17 protein-coding genes are annotated in these 17,859 nt (G+C 71.9%); 10 read left to right on the top strand and 7 right to left on the bottom strand.

Annotated features, from left to right (window positions below; genetic code table 11):
* The first annotated feature begins 43 nt into the window (after positions 1-43).
* Entirely contained in the window at positions 44-985 is a 942-nt protein-coding gene (gene arsM, locus ACWC2B_RS12525; RefSeq protein WP_450716440.1) for an arsenite methyltransferase, read from the top strand.
* Positions 986-1,130: 145 nt separating this feature from the next.
* Here the strand turns inward: arsM and ACWC2B_RS12520 are convergent, their stop codons facing one another.
* Entirely contained in the window at positions 1,131-1,526 is a 396-nt protein-coding gene (locus tag ACWC2B_RS12520; protein WP_450716439.1) for a hypothetical protein, read from the bottom strand.
* A gap of 118 nt (positions 1,527-1,644) precedes the next feature.
* On the opposite strand from ACWC2B_RS12520, the gene ACWC2B_RS12515 reads away from it, so the two are divergent.
* The 3 genes from ACWC2B_RS12515 (at position 1,645) to ACWC2B_RS12505 (ending at position 5,794) form a co-directional block, all read left to right on the top strand.
* Positions 1,645-2,535 (top strand): hypothetical protein, encoded by an 891-nt coding sequence (locus ACWC2B_RS12515; RefSeq protein ID WP_450716438.1) that lies wholly within the window; start codon positions 1,645-1,647, stop codon positions 2,533-2,535.
* Between the two features lie 180 nt (positions 2,536-2,715).
* Complete coding sequence (locus ACWC2B_RS12510) at positions 2,716-3,735, top strand: endonuclease/exonuclease/phosphatase family protein (RefSeq protein ID WP_450716437.1); 1,020 nt, start codon at positions 2,716-2,718, stop codon at positions 3,733-3,735.
* 100 nt (positions 3,736-3,835) lie between these two features.
* Positions 3,836-5,794 carry an FUSC family protein gene (locus ACWC2B_RS12505; protein ID WP_450716436.1) on the top strand — a complete coding sequence of 653 codons (1,959 nt, stop codon included), beginning with the start codon at positions 3,836-3,838 and terminating at the stop codon, positions 5,792-5,794.
* 62 nt (positions 5,795-5,856) lie between these two features.
* Here ACWC2B_RS12505 and ACWC2B_RS12500 read toward each other — a convergent pair whose 3' ends face one another.
* Complete coding sequence (locus ACWC2B_RS12500; RefSeq protein ID WP_078967027.1) at positions 5,857-6,075, bottom strand: hypothetical protein; 219 nt, start codon at positions 6,073-6,075, stop codon at positions 5,857-5,859.
* 20 nt (positions 6,076-6,095) lie between these two features.
* The gene (gene snpA, locus ACWC2B_RS12495; protein ID WP_450716435.1) at positions 6,096-6,746 is read right to left on the bottom strand and encodes a snapalysin; all 651 of its coding nucleotides are present in this window, start codon (positions 6,744-6,746) and stop codon (positions 6,096-6,098) included.
* Between the two features lie 221 nt (positions 6,747-6,967).
* Between snpA and ACWC2B_RS12490 the strand changes: the two genes are divergently transcribed.
* Positions 6,968-7,930 carry a LysR family transcriptional regulator gene (locus ACWC2B_RS12490; RefSeq protein WP_450716434.1) on the top strand — a complete coding sequence of 321 codons (963 nt, stop codon included), beginning with the start codon at positions 6,968-6,970 and terminating at the stop codon, positions 7,928-7,930.
* On the opposite strand, the gene ACWC2B_RS12485 is transcribed toward ACWC2B_RS12490, so the two are convergent.
* Positions 7,927-8,298, bottom strand: coding sequence for a peptidase inhibitor family I36 protein (locus ACWC2B_RS12485; RefSeq protein ID WP_450716433.1), 372 nt, complete (start codon positions 8,296-8,298; stop codon positions 7,927-7,929). The two genes, ACWC2B_RS12490 and ACWC2B_RS12485, sit on opposite strands and share 4 nt — an antisense overlap.
* Positions 8,295-8,828: a hypothetical protein gene (locus ACWC2B_RS12480; RefSeq protein WP_450716432.1), complete on the bottom strand. Its 534-nt coding sequence runs from the start codon at positions 8,826-8,828 to the stop codon at positions 8,295-8,297. The genes ACWC2B_RS12485 and ACWC2B_RS12480 overlap by 4 nt, the downstream gene beginning before the upstream one ends.
* A gap of 537 nt (positions 8,829-9,365) precedes the next feature.
* Between ACWC2B_RS12480 and ACWC2B_RS12475 the strand changes: the two genes are divergently transcribed.
* Positions 9,366-10,658: a VWA domain-containing protein gene (locus ACWC2B_RS12475; RefSeq protein WP_450716431.1), complete on the top strand. Its 1,293-nt coding sequence runs from the start codon at positions 9,366-9,368 to the stop codon at positions 10,656-10,658.
* Positions 10,659-10,661: 3 nt separating this feature from the next.
* Here the strand turns inward: ACWC2B_RS12475 and ACWC2B_RS12470 are convergent, their stop codons facing one another.
* Together ACWC2B_RS12470 and ACWC2B_RS12465 are read right to left on the bottom strand one after the other, a co-directional pair.
* On the bottom strand, positions 10,662-11,789 hold the full coding sequence (locus tag ACWC2B_RS12470) for a sensor histidine kinase (RefSeq protein WP_450716430.1): 1,128 nt from the start codon (positions 11,787-11,789) through the stop codon (positions 10,662-10,664).
* Between the two features lie 13 nt (positions 11,790-11,802).
* The gene (locus ACWC2B_RS12465; protein ID WP_450716495.1) at positions 11,803-12,456 is read right to left on the bottom strand and encodes a response regulator transcription factor; all 654 of its coding nucleotides are present in this window, start codon (positions 12,454-12,456) and stop codon (positions 11,803-11,805) included.
* A 203-nt stretch (positions 12,457-12,659) separates the two neighbouring features.
* On the opposite strand from ACWC2B_RS12465, the gene metG reads away from it, so the two are divergent.
* The 4 genes from metG (at position 12,660) to ACWC2B_RS12445 (ending at position 17,850) form a co-directional block, all read left to right on the top strand.
* A complete protein-coding gene (gene metG / locus ACWC2B_RS12460; RefSeq protein ID WP_450716429.1) occupies positions 12,660-14,249 on the top strand; it encodes a methionine--tRNA ligase in 1,590 nt (529 codons plus the stop codon).
* Between the two features lie 186 nt (positions 14,250-14,435).
* Positions 14,436-15,113: a helix-turn-helix transcriptional regulator gene (locus ACWC2B_RS12455; RefSeq protein ID WP_450716428.1), complete on the top strand. Its 678-nt coding sequence runs from the start codon at positions 14,436-14,438 to the stop codon at positions 15,111-15,113.
* Between the two features lie 92 nt (positions 15,114-15,205).
* Entirely contained in the window at positions 15,206-15,865 is a 660-nt protein-coding gene (locus ACWC2B_RS12450) for a DUF4255 domain-containing protein (protein ID WP_450716427.1), read from the top strand.
* Entirely contained in the window at positions 15,862-17,850 is a 1,989-nt protein-coding gene (locus ACWC2B_RS12445) for an ATP-binding protein (protein ID WP_450716426.1), read from the top strand. The genes ACWC2B_RS12450 and ACWC2B_RS12445 overlap by 4 nt, the downstream gene beginning before the upstream one ends.
* The last annotated feature ends 9 nt before the right edge of the window (positions 17,851-17,859 follow it).

Here is a 17,859-nt window from a genome sequence, read left to right as displayed (position 1 = left end):
CGATCCGAGCGGCGCCAGGCCCTGTCATCGAGGAGTCATCGTCATGAGCGAGCAGAACAGCACGCAGCACAGCGAGCGGAACAGCAAGCGGGACGGCGAGCGGCACGGCAGGCAGAACGGCGAGCAGAACAGCACGCAGCACAGCGACCTGCGCGAGACTGTCCGGCGGCGGTACGCCGCGGCGGCCGTCCAGGTCACCGAGGGCGGCAGCACCTGTTGCGGGCCGCAGGCCATCGAGATCGACGACAACTTCGGCTCCACCCTGTACGCCGCCGACGACCGCGAGGCCCTGCCGGTCGAGGCCGTGGCCGCGTCGCTCGGCTGCGGCAACCCCACCGCCGTCGCCGACCTCCGCGAAGGCGAGCGAGTGCTGGATCTCGGCTCCGGGGGCGGCATCGACGTACTGCTGTCCGCGCGCCGCGTCGGGCCCACGGGCAGGGCCTTCGGGCTCGACATGACCGACGAAATGCTCGCCCTCGCGCTGGCCAACCGGGAGAAGGCCGGGGCCACGAACGTCGAGTTCCTCAAGGGGACGATCGAGGCGATCCCGCTGCCCGCGAACTCCATCGACGTCGTGATCTCCAACTGCGTCATCAACCTGTCCACCGACAAGGCCGCCGTGTTCGCGGAGGCCTTCCGCGTACTGGCCCCGGGCGGCCGGATCGGCGTCTCCGACGTGGTCGCCGACGACGCACTCAGCCCTCAACAGCGGGCCGAACGCGGCGACTTCGCCGGCTGCATCGCCGGGGCCCTCTCCTTCGCGGAGTACCGGGAAGGGCTGGCGGCTGCCGGGTTCACCGACATCGGGATCACCCCCACCCACGCGGTCGCGGACGGGATGCACTCCGCGATCGTCCGCGCGACCAAGCCCGTCTCCGCGTGCTGCGGGGTGACCGCCTGCTGTACGCCCGCCGAGCAGGCCGCCCAGCCCGGCACGACCGTGGCCGAGGCCAAGAGCGCGGCCGGGTGCGGCTGCCAGGGCTGAGCTGAGGCATCAACTCGTCGTTGCTGCCCGGCTGTTGGGGCTACTTGGGGGCGTGACCCGCGGCGTGGTCATTCCTCGTGTGCGCGGCCAGCCCCCCATGTGCGTGGCCAGCCCCCATGTGTGTGGTCAGCCCCCATCTGTGTGGTCAGTCCTCGTGTGTGTAGAACACATAGAACGACACCAGGAACATCGCGCCGCCGAAGATCGCCCCCATGCCGGACGACCTGAACACGCTGTGGCCCGACAGGCTGTACAGGAAGCCCATCGCGGCGCCGAACAGCGTGCCGTACGCCGCCGCGCGCAGTTCGCGGGGCAGGGCGGACTGGATGCTGAGGAGGCCGATGCCCAGGGCCATCACGGCCAGACCGGACACGATGCCGAGGACGATGTCGCCGCCCGTGACCGCGCCGCCGCCGCGCTGATTGGCGAAGACGTACAACCCGTACGCCACGCCCAGGACGACGGGGACCGCGAGGACGGCCCTGCTCAGATGGTGAACCGTGCGGTGGCTCGTGGCGGGTACCGAAGCGTGTGCGGCCATGGCAGCACTCCTTCCGCTTGCCCGGGGCGCGGGTCTGTCCTGCCCGGGGCGTGGGTGCGTTCCCCCATATAGCCCACACCCGCGCGCGCCGATGGGCAACCCGGGATTTCGTGGACGGGTGCGCAGCTTCCTGTCGGCGGTGCTGATCGCCCTGGCGGCCGTACTCGTCCCGCTCGGCGCGATCGCGACCTGGGCCAGGGTGGAGGTCGCCGACCGCGACCGGTACGTCGCCGTCATGGCTCCGCTCGCCGGGAACCGGGCCGTGCGCGACGAGGTGGCCGCCAAGGTCACCGACGCGATCATGAAGAACATCGACGTGGGGCCGCTCCATGCCTCGGTGGCCTCGCTGATCGGCGGGGCCGTGCGGTCCTTCACCACCACCTCCGCCTTCCGGAGCGTGTGGAACACCGCCAACCGGGCCGCCCACGCGAGCGTCGTCTCCGCCCTCACCCACAACGGCGGCGGCAACGACGTACGCATCGACCTGGCCCCGGCGATCCAGCAGATCAAGACCGGACTGGAGGCACAGGGCGTGCCGTTCGCGAACGAGATTCCCGTGGAAGAGACCGACCTGACCGTCGTCGAGTCGACGAAACTGGGGCCGGTCCGGACCGCCTTCCGGTGGCTCCAGCGCATCGGCGTGTGGGGTGCGGGCGCCTGTCTGGCGGCGGCGGGCGGGGCGGTGCTGGCCGCGGTACGCCGCCGCCGCGCCCTCGTCTGGGTGGGGATCGGGCTTGCCGGGGGCGCGGCGGCCCTGCACGTTCTGGTCGCCATCGGCAGGTCGCTCACGTTGGACGGGCTTCCCGCGGACTCCGATCCGTCGGCAGCGGGGGCGGTCTACGACGCGCTCACCGACTTCCTCAGCACGGCGGCGTGGGGCGTGCTCGCGTTCGGGCTCGCGCTCGCGCTCGGGGCCTGGCTCATGAGCCGGCCGTGGAAGCGGGAGCCTCCAGCCGACGAAGGGGCCTCGCCAGGACCGGCACCGGCGGGGCCGCGTGACCGAACCTGACCGCGCCGGACACCGGGCCGCCCACCGCGAACCCTGACCGCGCCGGACACCGGGCCGCCCACCGCGAACGGCTCGGCCGGGTCGCGGCGCGGGCAAAGGGTTGAGCAACCGTGCCGTGTGGGGGGCCGTCTTTGAGGGAGGATGCGAGCGCTGTGACCAGCTAGCGGGAGGCAGACCGCCTTGGACACCTTGGGCACCGGGACCGTACCGGCCTTGGCGGCGGCTTCGGACGTACGGCGCAGGCATCCCTGGCGGGTGGTGTCCGCGCTGGCCGGGGCGCTCCTGCTGGCCGGGGTCAGTGTGGTGGTGGGGTGCCGGGCCGCCGACTCGGACGGGGTCACGCCCGTGCCGCAGGCCCTCGCCTTCCTGCCCTGGCTGCTCGTGCCCGGCGGCGCGGGGCTCGCGCTCGCGGCGCTCGGGCGGTGGCGTACCGGCATGGTGTGGGGCGTCGCGGTGCTCGCGGTCACCGGCTGGTACACCCAGCCGTACGGCGACGCCACGACCAAGCCGAAGGGCCCGGTCCTGGCGGAGTTCACAGTCCTCACGTCCAACACCGAGTTCGGCTGGGCGACGGACGATCTGATCGCCACCGTCAAGCGCGAGAAGCCCGACCTCGTGTTCGTCGAGGAGTGCGGCTTCCGCTGCTCCGACGCGCTCGCCGCCGACCTGCCCAAGGCCGACTACCCGTACCGCGATGTCGTACGCGAGGACGGCTCGGCGGGCTCCGCGATCCTCAGCCGGTTTCCACTGAAGCCCGCCGAGCCCATCGATTCGGTGATGGCGATGCCCGGCGCGGTCGTCACCATCGGCGGCCGCGACGTACGGCTCCAGCTCGCGCACCCCTCGCCGCCGCTCCCCGGCGACGACGGAAAATGGCGTCAAGAGCTGGGCAGGATAAGGGAGTTCGCGAAGTCGGCGAAGGGGCAGCCCGTCATCCTGGCCGGGGACTTCAACGCCACCCAGGACCACGCCCTGTTCCGCTCCGTGCTCGACGAGGGCGCCCTGCACGACAGCGCCCGCCTCAACGGCCAGTCCCACACCTACTCCTGGCCCGCCGACCGCACCACCCCGCTGCGCACCCAGATCGACCACGTCCTGGTGAGCGGCCACTCCTTCAAGGCGACGTCCGCGCGCTTCCTCGAACTGCGCGACACCGACCACCGCGCACTGCTCGTGGGGCTCAGCCTGTACGGCGGGTAGCGCGGATTCGTAAAAATTATCCACAGGCTGTGGACAACATTTACGGTTTCCTTGAGCGCCCCGTTTGCACCAAGTGATCTTTTTACGGTGTCGTGTGGTCATGGCTGATCAGAAGCGGGCGGGGGACGGCGTGCGGCACGGGCGGCTCACGCCGCCGGAATGGCTCATCGGGGGGCTGCGGCCCGCCCCCACCCCCATCCCCTGGCCGGCCGTCGCCCGCGCCGCGATCGCGATGGCCGCGCCGCTGGCCGTGGGCATGGCGACCGGACAGAGCGCATACGGGGCGCTCGCCTCCATGGGCGCGCTCAGCGGGGTCATCGGCGACACCGCCGACGCGTACCGGATGCGGATCTTCAACATCGCCGTGCCGCAACTGTTCGGCGCGCTCGGCGTGACCGTCGGCAGCCTCGTCTTCGGGCACGGGTGGCTCGCGGTCGCCGCGCTCACCCTCGTCGCACTGGCCTCCGGAATGATCTCCACGATCGGCGCGGTCGCCTCGGTGTCCGGACTGCTGCTCCTCCTCAACGCCGTCGTCGGCGCGGGCCTGCCCATGCCCGGCCCGTGGTGGAAGGCGCCGCTGCTGCTCAGCCTCGGCGGCCTGTTCGTGCTGCTCCTGAGCCTGCTCGGCTGGCCCCTGCGGCGTACCGAACCCGAACGGGCCGCCGTCGCCGGGACCTATCGCGCGGCCGCCGAAGCGATCGAGGCCGCGACGACGGACGCGTACGACACCCGGCGCCAGGCCGTCACCCAGGCCCTCAACACCGCCTACGACCTGATCCTCGCCCGCCGGGCCCGCGAACACGGCCGCCGCGAGGAACTGGTGCGCCTCCTCGCCCAGCTCAACGTCGTCATCCCGATCGTGGAGGCGGCGCCCGCCGTGCACCTGCGCGGCTGGGGCGTCGATCCCGCGATCCCGGACGCCGTACGGCAGTTGGCGGACGCGGTCGACGAAGGCCGCACGGGCTCCGTCGAACCGGACCTGCCCGCGCCCGCGACGCCGGCCGAGCGCGCCCTGGACACCGCGCTGCGGCACGCCTTCGCCGTGGTGCACAACCCCGACGTCGACCACTCCAACATCGACGACCGCCTCGGCCGCCCCGCCGCCCTGCGCATCCGCTTCCGCCGCGCGGCCCGCAACGTCCTGCTCTCCGGCGCGTCCTGGCGCTACGGACTGCGCCTCGCCCTGTGCATCGGCCTCGCCCAGGTGCTGGTCTCCGTCGTCCCGGTGGAACGCTCGTACTGGGTCGCCCTGACCATCGTCTTCGTCCTCAAGCCCGACTTCGGCTCGGTCTTCGCGCGCGCCCTGATGCGGGCGATCGGCACCGCCGGCGGGCTCGTCATCGCGGCCGCCGTCCTCGCGGAGGTGCCGCTGAGCTGGTGGGACGTGCCGGTGATGATGCTGCTCGCGGCACTGATCCCGGCGTTCTCGGCGAAGGGGTACGCCTTCCAGACGGCAGCCATCACGCCGGTGATCCTTCTGCTCTCCGACGTCCTCAACCACCAGGGCTTCAACCTGGTCATGCCCCGCCTGTGGGACAGCCTCATCGGCTGCGCGATCGCGCTGGTCGCGGGCTATCTGCTGTGGCCCGAAAGCTGGCACACCCGCATCGGGACCCGGCTCGCGGACGCGGTGGCGGCGACGGCGGAGTACGTGGAGTACGCGTTCGGCTCCGAGGACGACCGGACCGAACGGGTGCGCCGTCGGCGCCGCCTCTACCGCGACCTTTCGACCGTACGGAGCGAATTCCAGCGGGCGTTGACGGAGCCGCCGCCCACGGGGGCCCGGGCCGCGGCGTGGTGGCCGCTGGTCGTCGCGGTCGAGCGGATCGTCGACGCGACGACGGCGGCGCGGGTGCGGGTGAACCACGGCGCGGATGCGCCTGCGGCGGGCGAGGCCGCGGAGATCGCTTCCGAGCTGCGGGGGCTGGCGGAGGGGTTGCGGTCGAGTGTGACCCTGGTGGAGGTGCGGGCGGAGCTCTCGGGGGACGAGGAGTCCGTCCTCGCTCCGCTGAGGCAGGAGGTCCGAGCGGCCCGAGCCATCGCCTCACCGGGCGCTTGAACCCCACCCCGCGCCTTAGCAGCCGAAGGAGCCGCGCCGGCCCAGCCAAACGCTCGGCACCCTCAGAACAGCGGCAACTGCCCAGGGAACGGCGGGAGTTCGAAGCCGTCCAGGGTTCGTTGGGAGGCGTCCGCGGGGGCCCGGCGCTTCGAGCCCGGGCAGAGCGTCAGCTCGCCGGACAGCTCCCGCGTGCGGGGATCGTGGCGCACGAACTTGCCCGCCACCACGGCGACAGCACGACCGCAGGACGGGCAAGATCGGCGGGGAGAGACGCTGGGCATCCCCCCATGCTGCCAGAGGCCTACGCGGCCGGCTTGACCGCCGAGGCGAGCCCGTTGGCCCACAGGCTGTTCACGCGGGACTTCTCCGTGCTGTTCGGGTACGCGTTGCGGCACGACGTGCCGGGCCCGCCGCCGGACATGAGCTCACTGCACGGCCCCGAGTAGTGGTCGGGCAGCCCGAGCACGTGACCGGTCTCGTGCGCGACGACCCGCACCGAGTAGTACTGCTGGTTCTGGCTGTAGTCCAGGAAGATGTAGCCGCTGCCGTGCCCGTCGGTCGAGGCGTACGAGCCGTTCTGCGGGTCGTCGCCCTCGCGGTACTCGAAGTCCGCGCCGGAGTTGCTCTCGGCGAGGTGGACGTTCTGGACGGAGGAGTTCCAGATCTGCGCGGCCTGCGATATCTGGGAGCGGAAGCTGGGGGCGCTGGCGGCGCTATACGTCACGGTCACGGCCGACGCGAGCGGGTTGGCGGCGCGCTTCTTGGCGACCGACTTCATGACCGCGTCGTAGAACGCCCGGTCGTTGGCCGCCGAGTGCTTGCTCGCGGCGGTGTAGTGCGCGGCCGCGGTGGGGGCGGCGGCCGGGGTGGCGGCGGTGGCGGGGATCGCGCCGAAGCCCGCGAGGGCCAGTCCCAGCGCGGCGGTCACGACAAAGGTGCGGGAGTGTCTCATGGGGGGTTACCAATCCGTGGGGGATCCGTGCCCGGCTGGGTGGGCCGGGCGCGGGTGGGGGCTGATCGGTGGCCGGGTGACGCGCGGCGGCGCCGTCCGGTGTCTGGTGATTGTGGAGGCCACAGTGACGTACGGGATGATGTCGATCTGCGATAACTCCCGCGTATCAGTGTGGTTTTAGTCATCTGGTGCGACGACTTAGTACGCCCTAACCTCAGTTCATGGAGCTGGAGGTGAGACATCTGCGGGTGCTGTGCGCCATCGCCGACGCCGGCAGTCTGCACGGCGCCGCGCGCGCTCTGGGCACGAGCCAGCCCGCCCTGACGACCCAACTGCGGCGCATCGAGAACACGTTGGGCGGGCGGCTCTTCTCGCGCGAGCGAACCGGCTGTGTGCCCACGGTTCTGGGGCGGGGCGTGGTCGGCCGGGCCCGTCCGCTGCTCGCCTCGCTGAGCGCGCTGGTCACCGAGACCCGGGCCGCCGCGGCCCGCACCGACGGAGGCGACCGACTGCGCATCGGCTCCACCGCGAGCCGCGCCATCCCCGGCTGGCTGCGCCGCCTGCGGGAGCGGCTGCCGGATACGGAGACGGAACTCCAGGTGGCGGTTTCGGCCACCGCGTTGCTCCGCCAAGTCGCGGCGGGCGAGCTGGACGTGGCGTTCGTACACGAAGTGGAGGGCTGCCCGCTGCGGATCCCGCCGGGCCTCGACATCCGTACGCTCGTGGAGCGCGAGCCCCAGTTCGTGTGCCTGGCGGTCGACCATCCGGCAGCTCACAAGACCCTCGTGGACCTCGCCGACCTGGCCGGCGACCAGTGGATGGTCGACCCCAGCGTGGACGGCGAATGGGAGGGCCTGCGCCGCGTCCTCAACGCCGCCGGACTCAACCCCCGCGTCCTGCACGGCGATTACCTGACGGCGGCGGGCCTGGTCGCGACGGGCGAGGTCGTCACCCTCTGCCAGCCCACCTCCCGCCCCCGCTCCGACATGGCCGTACGCCCCCTGCGGGACGATCCGCTGGGCGTACGACTGCTCCTGGCGGTCCGCAGCGGGGCGTACGGGGGTGAACTGGCCGGGGTGGCAACGGACTTGGAGTCCGCGTACTGGGAGGCCGCCTCCCATTCACCCCCGTACCGGGCGTGGCTGGAGGAGCGGGCCCCGGCCTCAGGGCCTTTCCGGCCCTAGCAACGTGAGGTCCACGTGTGCGACCCGCCATGGTCGTTGGCGCTCTGGCTGTAGCCGACCTCCTGCCCGGGTGCGAGACAGATGGTGACCCGTCCGAGCAGCTCACGCCCCTCGTACACCTTGACGTGGTCCTTGACCCCGGGCCCGGAGACCCCGTGGTTCGCCCACGACGAGTCGTGCTTGAACATGTCGCCCTCCCACCAGTGGTCGTCGCCGCTGTGCTCGATCTTCATGCCCTGGAAGTTGGCGTCGGTCCAGACGCAGAAGAAGCCACTGCGGCAGGGTGCGGCCTGGGCGGCGGAGGAGGTGGCGAAGACGGCTCCGGCGGAGATGAGGGTGGCGGCGAGGAGGGTGGCGAATCGCTTCACGGGGACGGTTCTCCTGTCGTCGTTGAGTTGCTGAGCAGGGCGGTGGCCTGGGACAGCGCGTGGGCGCGCAGCCGATCGAAGTCGGCGATCTCGGCGGGGTGCCGAGCGCGGACCTCGGCGAGGCTCTGGTGGTTGTGGTCGGCCTCGGGCTTGAGGTTGTTGACGATCGCCGACGCCCGGAACCAGCCCGGCTGATCCCCGTAGAGCCGCTGCTGCGCGGCGGCGAGACAGCCGTCGGTGTGGGCGCGTACGACGTATCCGGTGGGAAGGTCGACGGACAGCTGGGCCGGCCCCGCACCGAAGAGCGCGGCACTGACCTTCTGCTGCTGCTCGGGCGTCGGACTCTGCCCCGGCCGAGGCGGGACGAACCCCTGACGGCTGAGGCAGTGGTCGGTGAGCCGCTGGGTGGCGGCCTTGATGACGTCGTCGGGGTCAGGGTGATTCTCCGGCGGAGCCGGCCCGGAGCAGCCCACGGCAAGGAACAGGGGCACGGCGAGGAGCCACGAGCCCCTCGTACGAACGGAACTCATCGACGGATCAGCCAACAGCGCCGGCTTCAGGGGCGGACGTCGAGGCGGCACGGGCGACCGGGACGACCCGGGCGCCAGGAACCGGTGCGGCGGCGGGTGCGGATGCCAACAAGGCGGATTTGCCTGCGAGTTGACGCATACGGGAGATCCTCCGGGCGACGAAGAACAATGCGAGCGCGCTCACACTCCCCCACGGTTTGCGCACCTATGCCCGCTATCACCCGGACGAGTGCTGTGGGACCGCCGGGAGTTGCCGGCGTCGGCCCGCCGGGAGTTGCCGACGTCGGCCCGCCGGGAGCTGGAGGGCGTCCGGTACGCAATCCGCTCGACTCCGCTCGAACAGGAGGGGGACCCCCTATCCCGGCAGAGCCACAAATGTCACAGCCTCTCGCCTCTTCAGGGCGCTGAACCGGCCCCTTCCGGGAAACGGTCGCCCGGGTCGCTAACCTTACGTGTCCGTGCTGGCCAGGGATCTGATCCCGGAAACTGGCCCAGTGCGGTACTTATCGCACCCAACTCATGCGAAAGGCCTCGCCCATGGGCATTCGGAGCTTGCTGCGCAAGGTGTTCGGACGCGATCGCGCGGAGCGTGCCGAGCCGACGGCGGCTTCCGTACCGCCCCAGTCGGAACGCACCCCTGAGGCCGTCGAAGCACCGGTCACCACCGAGGAGGCACCGGTCACCACCGAGGCTGCCGCGCCTTCCGTTCCGGCCCCGGCGGGGGAAGCCGTCCTGACCTCGGCGGAAGCGCTCGTCGCCGCCGCCTTCGACGGACCGCGCCCGCCCGCGTCCTCGTCCGATTCCGACTCTGGCTCCGGCGCCGATTCCGGCTCCGGCCTCGCTGGTTCTTCCGGCTCCCCGGAACCGGTCGCCGAGGTGCCTCAGCCCCGTACGGAGGCGAAGCCCGAGCCGGTGGCTGACCCCGAGCCGGTGGCTGACCCCGAGCCGGTCGTCGAGCCCGTGCTCGCGGAGGAGCCGGAGGCCACCACCCCCGAGCCCGAGCCCGTTCAGGCAGAGCCCCTCGTCGAGCCCGAGCCCGTACAGGTGGAGCCCGAACCCGAGCCGGAGCCCGAACCCGCCCAGGTTGAGGCAGAGCCCATCCCCGAGCCCGTACAGGTGGAAGCCGAACCCAAGCCCGAACCCACCCCCATCGACGCGGCCGTCCCCAAGCCCGCCCTCTCCGCCGCCAAGGTCAAGTCCCGGGCGCCCGGGCTCTCCGGGGCCTACAAGGCCGCCGGGGGCGCGCTCAAGAAGGCGGGGCTCAGTGGCGCCCGCGCCAAGGTGTACCTCGTGCTCGACCGGTCCGGGTCCATGCGGCCGTACTACAAGGACGGCAGTGCGCAGGGGCTCGCCGAGCAGGTGCTCGCGCTGGCCGCGCATCTCGACGAGGACGCCACCGTGCACACGGTGTTCTTCTCGACCGACATCGACGGCTCCGTCGACCTCACCCTCGACTCGTACGAAGGGGTCGTCGACGAGACTCACGCCGGGCTCGGGCGGCTCGGGCGGACCAGTTATCACCGGGGTGTCGAGGAGGTCGTCGAGCACGTCGAGAAGGCGGGGCACGAGGGGCCGGTGCTCGTCGTGTTCCAGACCGACGGCGCGCCCGACGCCAAGCTGCCCGCCCGCCAGGCGCTCGCGGACGTCGCCGGCAAGCCGCTGTACTGGCAGTTCGTCGCGTTCGGCGAGGACGACTCCAAGGCGTTTGATTTTCTGCGTACCGCCGAAGCCGACAACGACCACGTCGGGTTCTTCCACGCCGGGCCCGCTCCTCGCGAGCTGAGCGACGCCGAGGTCTATCAGGGGCTGCTCGGCTCGTTCCGGCCCTAGCCCCTAGCCCCTGGCACGCGGCCGGGACGGCTCCTTCGGGAGCGAGACGGTCACGGTCAGCCCGCCTTCGGCGCCGGGCTCGGCCGTGGCCGTCCCGCCGTGCGCCACCGCGATGGAGCGCACGATGGACAGGCCCAGGCCCGCCCCCGGGCCCATCCGATCGCGGCCCTCGCCCCGCCGGAAGGGCTCGAACAGGGCCGGGATCTCCTCCTCGGCGACCACCGGGCCGGTGGGGTTGGCCACCACGAGACGGCCGCCGTACACGGTGACCTCCACCGCCCCGCCCGGTTCGTTGTAGGTGACCGCGTTGGCGAGGAGGTTCGCGGTGAGGCGGGCGAGGAGCGCCCGGTTGCCCCGCACCGCGGCGGGGGCCGCATCGACCTTCACGGAGTCGTAGCGCGCCGCCTCCTCCCGTACGACCTCCGCGAGGTCCACCTCCTCGCGCCGCTCCAGGCCCCGCTCGCTGCGGGCCAGCATCAGAAGCCCCTCGATGAGCTGCTCGCTGCGCCGGTTGTTGTCGAGCAGGGTGCTGCGGGTGCGCTCGATCTCGGCCGGGCCCGGCTCGCCGTCGAGGCCGATCTGGATCGCGGCGCGCTGGGTGGCGAGCGGGGTGCGTAGTTCGTGCGAGGCGTTGGCGATGAAGCGGCGCTGGCTGTCGAAGGCGGCTTCGAGCCGGCCGAGCAGGTCGTCGATGGTGTCGCCGAGTTCCTTCAGCTCGTCGTCGGGTCCGGCGGCGCCCACTCTCTCGTGCAGATTGCTCGCGGTCAGCTTGCGGGCCCGCGCCGTCATGACGTGTACGGGGCGAAGCAGACGGCCCGCCGTCCACCAGCCCACCACGACCGCGAGCAGCGCGATCGCGACCAGCGCGAGCGTCGACCACAGGGCGGTCTGGCTGGACGCGGCCTCGCTGACGTCGGCGCTCAGCCGGTACACGGTGAGCGGCTCCAGTGGCGTGGTCCGGCCCTCGTAGGCGGACGCGCCGGGCACTTGGAGGGTGGTCGCGCGGGTCGCGATGGCGGTCGCCTGCTCTTCGGTGCCGGCCCGCGAGAGCAGGTTGACGACGGCGAGCAGCGCCGCCCCGAGCACCAGGAAGACGCCGCCGAAGATCAGCGCTATACGGGTTCGGATCACCGGACGTGGCCCCTCACAGCGCGTACCCCACGCCCTGGACGGTACGGATCAGCGCGGGCTCGCCGAGTTTGCCGCGCAACTTGCTCATCGCGACGCGCACCGCGCCCGTGAAGGGGTCGGCGTTGGCGTCCCAGGCGCGCTCCAGGAGTTCTTCGGCGGATACGGTCGCGCCGTCGGCCTCCAGGAGGATCTGGAGCACCGCGAACTCCTTCGGCGAGAGGTCGAGCTGCCGGCCGTCGCGGTGCGCGGTGCGCCGCACGGTGTCCAGGCGCAGGCCGTGCCGCTCCAGGACCGGCGGGACCGGCCGTGCGCTGCGGCGCCTGAGCGCGCGCACCCGCGAGACCAGCTCGGGGAACTCGAAGGGCTTGCCGAGATAGTCGTCCGCGCCCAGGTCGAGGCCCTCGACCCGGTCCTCCATGGACGCCGACGCGGTCAGCATGAGGATGCGGGTGCGGGAGGCGTCCGCGACCAGGCGGCGGGCCACCTCGTCGCCGTGCACGCGCGGCAGGTCCCGGTCGAGTACGACCACGTCGTAGTCGTGCAGCCCGAGGTACGCGAGCGCCGCGTCCCCGCTGTAGACCGTGTCCACGGCGAAGCCGGCCCGCCGCAGGCCGGTGGCGACGAGCTCGGCGAGGACCTCCTCGTCCTCGGCGACCAGTACCCGCATGTTCTCGTCCTTCGTGTGCACGTGCCCCCTTCCGTCCCAGGATGCGTCCTTGCTACGACAACGGGTGTTTCGCAAACCTCTCCGCGCGCCCGCGCCGCGCCCTCCCTCCTGGCCTGACCGGCGTCCGCGCCACGTCCTCGCCGGCGTCCGCCATCCGGACATCCCGGGCGGGCGCGGCTACGACGGCCGATAGGATTCCGCGCATGCCTTCGCCGACGTACTACGTTTCGACGCCCATCTACTACGTCAACGACGCCCCGCACCTGGGCCACGCCTACACCACCGTCGCCGGTGACGTGCTCACCCGCTGGCACCGCCAGCGCGGCGAGAAGGTCTGGTACCTGACGGGCACGGACGAGCACGGCCAGAAGATCATGCGGACGGCCGAGGCGAACGGCGTCACCCCGCAGGAGTGGTGCGACAAGCTCGTCGGCGAGGCGTGGCAGCCTTTGTGGGAGCACCTGAACATCAGGAACGACGACTTCATCCGCACCACCCAGAAGCGGCACACCGACCGGGTGCAGGAGTTCGTCCAGGACCTGTACGACAAGGGCGAGATCTACAAGGGCGGGTACGAGGGCCCGTACTGCGTGGGCTGCGAGGAGTACAAGCTCCCCGGCGACCTGATCAAATCCGACGACGGCACCGACACCACCTTGCTGTGCGCCATCCACAAGAAGCCGGTGGAGCTCCTCAAGGAGGAGAACTACTTCTTCAAGCTGAGCGAGTACGGTCCGAAGCTCCTGGAGTTCTACGAGGCGAACCCGGGCTTCATCCAGCCGGAGTCGGCCCGCAACGAGGTCCTGAACTTCGTGCGGAAGGGGCTTCAGGACCTGTCGATCTCGCGGTCGACGTTCGACTGGGGCGTGCCGGTGCCGTGGGACACCGAGCACGTCATCTACGTGTGGGTGGACGCGCTGCTCAACTACGCGACGGCCGTCGGGTACGGCGCCGACCAGGCCCGGTTCGAGGAGATCTTCCCGGCCGACGTGCACCTCGTCGGCAAGGACATCCTGCGCTTCCACGCGATCATCTGGCCCGCGATGCTGATGGCCAACGGTCTGCCGGTGCCGGGCAGGGTCGCCGCCAACGGCTGGCTGATGGTCGGCGGCGAGAAGATGTCGAAGTCCAACCTGACCGGCATCAAGCCGCAGGACCTCACCTCGCACTTCGGCGTGGACGCCTACCGCTGGTACTTCCTGCGGGCCATCGCCTTCGGCCAGGACGGCTCGTTCTCCTGGGAGGACTTCAGCGCCCGCTACACCTCCGAACTCGCCAACGACTACGGCAACTTGGCGTCCCGGGTGGCCGCGATGGTCGGCAAGTACTTCGGCGGCGAGCTGCCCGCGGCCATCGCCGCCGGTGACGCCGAGAAGGCCGTCCAGGACGGTCTGGCGAAGGCCGTCGCCGAGGCCGACCGGCGCATCGGCGACGAACTCGACTTCCAGGGCGGCATCCTGGCCGTCTTCGACTTCGTCAAGCAGGTCAACGGCTACCTCACGGAGCAGGAGCCGTGGAAGGTCGCCAAGGACGAATCGCCCGAGGGCAGGGCCCGGCTCGCGACGATCCTGTACACCGCCGCGGAATCGCTGCGCGGGGTCGCGGTCCTGCTCAACCCGGTGATGCCGGACACCTCGCAGAAGCTGTGGGACTCGCTCGGCGCGGAGGCCCCGCTCGGCTCGCTCGCCGAACAGCGCGTCCAGGACGCGGGCACGTGGGGCGCGCTGCCCGCCGGTGCGAAGGTCACCAAGGGCGCGGTGCTCTTCCCCCGCCTGGAGGAGAAGCCCGCGTAAGGGATTTCGCGGTACGAGGTGCGGGGCCCGGGGTCGTCGATCCCGGGCCCCGCACCTCTTTTCCTGACGACTTCGATCCTTCTTGGCCGGATTGGTGGCTCATTCAACGGTTGTTGATTCGCTGTTGATCGGGCCCGACCAGAGTGGGCCGGTCGGTACGCACGGGGAGAGGGAAAGGACAGGGAAATGCCATTGCTCGCGAATCGTGTCACGGTGACCGTTCACGCCTCCGATCCGCTGAGCCGGGCCGGGGTGATCAGCCACCTGCAGCACCAGCCCACCGTCGAAGTCCTGCGCGACACCCGGGAGACCCGCGAGACGGACGGCCGCCCGGCCGACCCCGCGGTCGCCGTCATGCTCGTCGACCAGGTCGACGACTCGGCCTCCGCGGAACTGCGCCGCGTCGTGCGCGGCGGGGAGCAGCGCGTGGTGCTCATAGCGCGCGAACTGCGGGAACCCGATCTGCTCACCGTGGTCGAGTACGGGGTACGCGCCATCCTGTGGCGCCATCAGGCCACCGAGCAGCGCCTGTTGAAGGCCGTGCACAGTGCGGCGCGCGGCGAGGGCGAGCTGCCGCCGGACCTGATCAGCAGGCTCCTCGTGCAGGTCGGCCGACTGCGCCGCTCGGAGACCACCTCCACCTCCGCCGGGTCCTCCTCCACCGCGCCGCTCTTCGGCATGGCGCCGCGCGAGGTCGACGTACTGCGCCTCGTCGCCGAGGGTCTGGACACCCGGCAGATCTCCGAGAAGCTCGCCTATTCGGAGCGGACCGTCAAGAACATCCTGCACGCCCTCATGACCCGCCTCCAGCTCACCAACCGCGCGCATGCGGTGGCGTACGCGCTCCGCGAGGGCTACATCTAGCCGGTCCGGGCTCACCTGTCGGCCCTGACCGCTCAACAGCCGCCGGTGCGACCTGACTTCGACGGCATCCGATCACTCCGGAAATTGGCTCAATGATCCACGAAATCGACGAGGCGCTACGGCGCATCCTGCGCGGCGGGGCGCTGCCCGAGGGAACGGGGGACGTCGTCTTCGAGGCGCCCACCCGCGACTGGGCGGCCCGCCGCAACACGCCCACCCTGAACGCCTACCTGTACGACATCCGCGAGGACGTGGCCCGCCGCGAGCGCGGCTCGTACGCGGAACGGGACGCCAACGGCATCGTCCTGCGCAGGCGCCAGCCGCCCCGCTGGTACCGCCTCTCCTACCTCCTGACGGCCTGGACCAGCCGCCCCGAAGACGAACACCGGCTGCTTTCAGGGGCGTTGGCATGCCTGCTGCCGCACGAGATGCTGCCGGAGGAGCACGTACCGCAGGCCCTTGAGGCGTACAAGGTGTCCCTCCCCCTGACGGTCGCGGTGCCGCCGGCCGAGTCGCGCTCGCTGGCCGACATCTGGTCGGCGCTCGGCGGCGAACTGAAGCCCTCGCTCGACGTGGTGATCACGACGCCGTTCCCGGTCACCCCGGTGTACGACGTGGCGCCGCCGGTCACCGAGGGCGTGATCACCGTGCGCGGCCGGGACGGGGTGCCGGACGACGCGAAGCCGCGGCTGATGCGGGGCTCGGTGGGTGCTGCCAAGGGCGGTGCCGCTCAGGACGGTGGCGGTCGGTGAACGAGGCCGCACGTGCCCTGCTGCTCCGGCTCGACCAGCTGCGGACCACGGTCGCGGCACTGGTCGAGGCCCGTTCCGCCGACGATCCGACGGCTCAGGACCCGCTGCGGGGCCTGTACGTCTCGGCGGAGACCGCGGCCCGGCTGGCCAGTGCGGGCGGTGGCGTGCCCGAACCGCCACCCGCCGTCGGCCCGTTCACCCCGGAGCCGGGCGACCGGCTCACCGCGCTGGCGCGGGACTTCGGGCTCGGCCCGGTCGACGAACTGCTCCTCGTCGCGGCGCTCGCCCCCGACGTGGACCGGCGCTTCGAGCCGCTGTACGGCTACCTCAACGACGACGTGGGCCGCCGCCGGGCGTCGGTCGCCCTCGCCCTGGAACTCGCCGGGACCGGGCCGTACGACCCCGACGCGCGCGGCCGGCTCCATCCGGCGGCTCCGCTGATCACCGGGGGTCTGGTGACCCTGGAGGACGAGGACCGGCCGCTGCCGGGCCGCGCGCTGCGGGTCCCGGAGCGGGTGGTGGCGCACCTGTTGGGCGATGACGCCCTGGACGGCCGGCTCATGGGCGCACACGTCGAGTTGCTGCCGCCGGGCGGGAGCGCCCCGGGCGAGGGCCTCGCCGCGCGGATCGCGCTCGCGCCGGACCCGGTCGCCGTCCATCTGCGCGAGCGCAGGGCCGGAAGCGGGGCGGACGCGGTGACGGCCGCCCTGCGCGGCGCCGGGCGGGCCGTGCTGCGCCACCGCCCCGAAGCCACCGACCGGGCCGCCGCCCGCGCCTTGCTGCGCGAGGCGCGGCTGCGCGGCAACGGATGCGCCGTGGTCGTCGAGCTGCCGGACGACCAACCCGGGGCCCTGGTAAGGGAGTTGGCGGTAGCGGACGTGACCGTCGTGTTCGCCGGGACCGACCCGTACGACCCCACCTGGGCGCCCGGCGCGGCGCTCCTCGCCCTGGAGGACACGGCCGCCGAGACCGACCCGCTGACCGCCTGGAGCGAGGAACTCCCCGCGTACGAGGGCGATCTGGCGGAGGCTGTCGGGCCCTACCGGCTCGGCGCCGGACAGGTACGGCGGGCCGCGCGGGGGGCGCTCGCCCTCGCCGGGTTCGAAGGGGTGCCGGTGGGGCTCGGACACGTACAGAAGAGTGCCCGGCAGCTCTCGGCGCCGCTGCTCGACCGGCATGCGCGCCGGGTGCGGCCCGCCGTCGGGTTCGCGGACCTCGTCCTGCCCGAGGAGCCGCTCGCCATGCTGCACGAGCTCGCGGGGCGGGCCAGGCACCGGGACCGGGTGCTCGGGGAGTGGCGGCTGCGTACGGGCGGCGGACGCGGGCGGGGGGTGGTCGCGCTGTTCGCGGGGGACTCCGGCACGGGCAAGACGCTGGCGGCGGAGGTCGTGGCGGGTGAACTGGGCCTCGACATGTACGTGGTGGACCTCTCCTCGGTGGTCGACAAGTACGTCGGCGAGACCGAGAAGAACCTGGAGAAGATCTTCGTCGAGGCGGACCGTACCGACTCGGTGCTGCTCTTCGACGAGGCGGACGCGGTGTTCGGCAAGAGGTCGGAGGTGAAGAGCTCGCACGACCGGTACGCGAACCTGGAGAGCGCGTACCTGTTGCAGCGCCTTGAGGCCTTCGACGGAATCGCGGTCCTCACGACCAACCTGCGGGCGAACATCGACGAGGCCTTCACGCGACGGCTCGACCTGGTGGTGGACTTCCCGTTCCCGGACGTGTCGCTGCGCGCGACCCTGTGGCGCAGCTGCCTGGCCGGGGTGCCCCAGGAGGAGGGGCTCGCCTCCGAACTCGACGCGTGTGCGAAGGAGTTCGAGCTGGCGGGGGGTTCCATTCGGTCGGCCGCGGTGACCGCGGGGTATCTCGCGGCGGGGCGGGGAACTCCGGTGACCGCGGAGGATGTCCGTGCCGGTGCGCGGCGGGAGTACGTGAAGTCCGGGCGGCTTGTGCCGGGGGCGGGGGCGGCTTGGGCGCCGTAGCCCCTGCCG

The organism is Streptomyces sp. NPDC001415 (assembly GCF_053597395.1).
Note: the sequence above shows the minus strand (reverse complement) of the source record. Positions and strands in the feature narration are given on the sequence as shown.

What these genes read in the sequence shown, in the direction of transcription:
- ACWC2B_RS12465 (WP_450716495.1), bottom strand. Translation starts at nt 12,456, where the DNA reads ATGCGGGTACTGGTCGCCGAGGACGAGGAGGTCCTCGCCGAGCTCGTC.
- ACWC2B_RS12505 (WP_450716436.1), top strand. Translation starts at nt 3,836, where the DNA reads ATGGCTGATCAGAAGCGGGCGGGGGACGGCGTGCGGCACGGGCGGCTC.
- snpA (WP_450716435.1), bottom strand. Translation starts at nt 6,746, where the DNA reads ATGAGACACTCCCGCACCTTTGTCGTGACCGCCGCGCTGGGACTGGCC.
- ACWC2B_RS12450 (WP_450716427.1), top strand. Translation starts at nt 15,206, where the DNA reads ATGATCCACGAAATCGACGAGGCGCTACGGCGCATCCTGCGCGGCGGG.
- metG (WP_450716429.1), top strand. Translation starts at nt 12,660, where the DNA reads ATGCCTTCGCCGACGTACTACGTTTCGACGCCCATCTACTACGTCAAC.
- ACWC2B_RS12520 (WP_450716439.1), bottom strand. Translation starts at nt 1,526, where the DNA reads ATGGCCGCACACGCTTCGGTACCCGCCACGAGCCACCGCACGGTTCAC.
- ACWC2B_RS12490 (WP_450716434.1), top strand. Translation starts at nt 6,968, where the DNA reads ATGGAGCTGGAGGTGAGACATCTGCGGGTGCTGTGCGCCATCGCCGAC.
- ACWC2B_RS12480 (WP_450716432.1), bottom strand. Translation starts at nt 8,828, where the DNA reads ATGAGTTCCGTTCGTACGAGGGGCTCGTGGCTCCTCGCCGTGCCCCTG.
- ACWC2B_RS12500 (WP_078967027.1), bottom strand. Translation starts at nt 6,075, where the DNA reads ATGCCCAGCGTCTCTCCCCGCCGATCTTGCCCGTCCTGCGGTCGTGCT.
- ACWC2B_RS12475 (WP_450716431.1), top strand. Translation starts at nt 9,366, where the DNA reads ATGGGCATTCGGAGCTTGCTGCGCAAGGTGTTCGGACGCGATCGCGCG.
- arsM (WP_450716440.1), top strand. Translation starts at nt 44, where the DNA reads ATGAGCGAGCAGAACAGCACGCAGCACAGCGAGCGGAACAGCAAGCGG.
- ACWC2B_RS12455 (WP_450716428.1), top strand. Translation starts at nt 14,436, where the DNA reads ATGCCATTGCTCGCGAATCGTGTCACGGTGACCGTTCACGCCTCCGAT.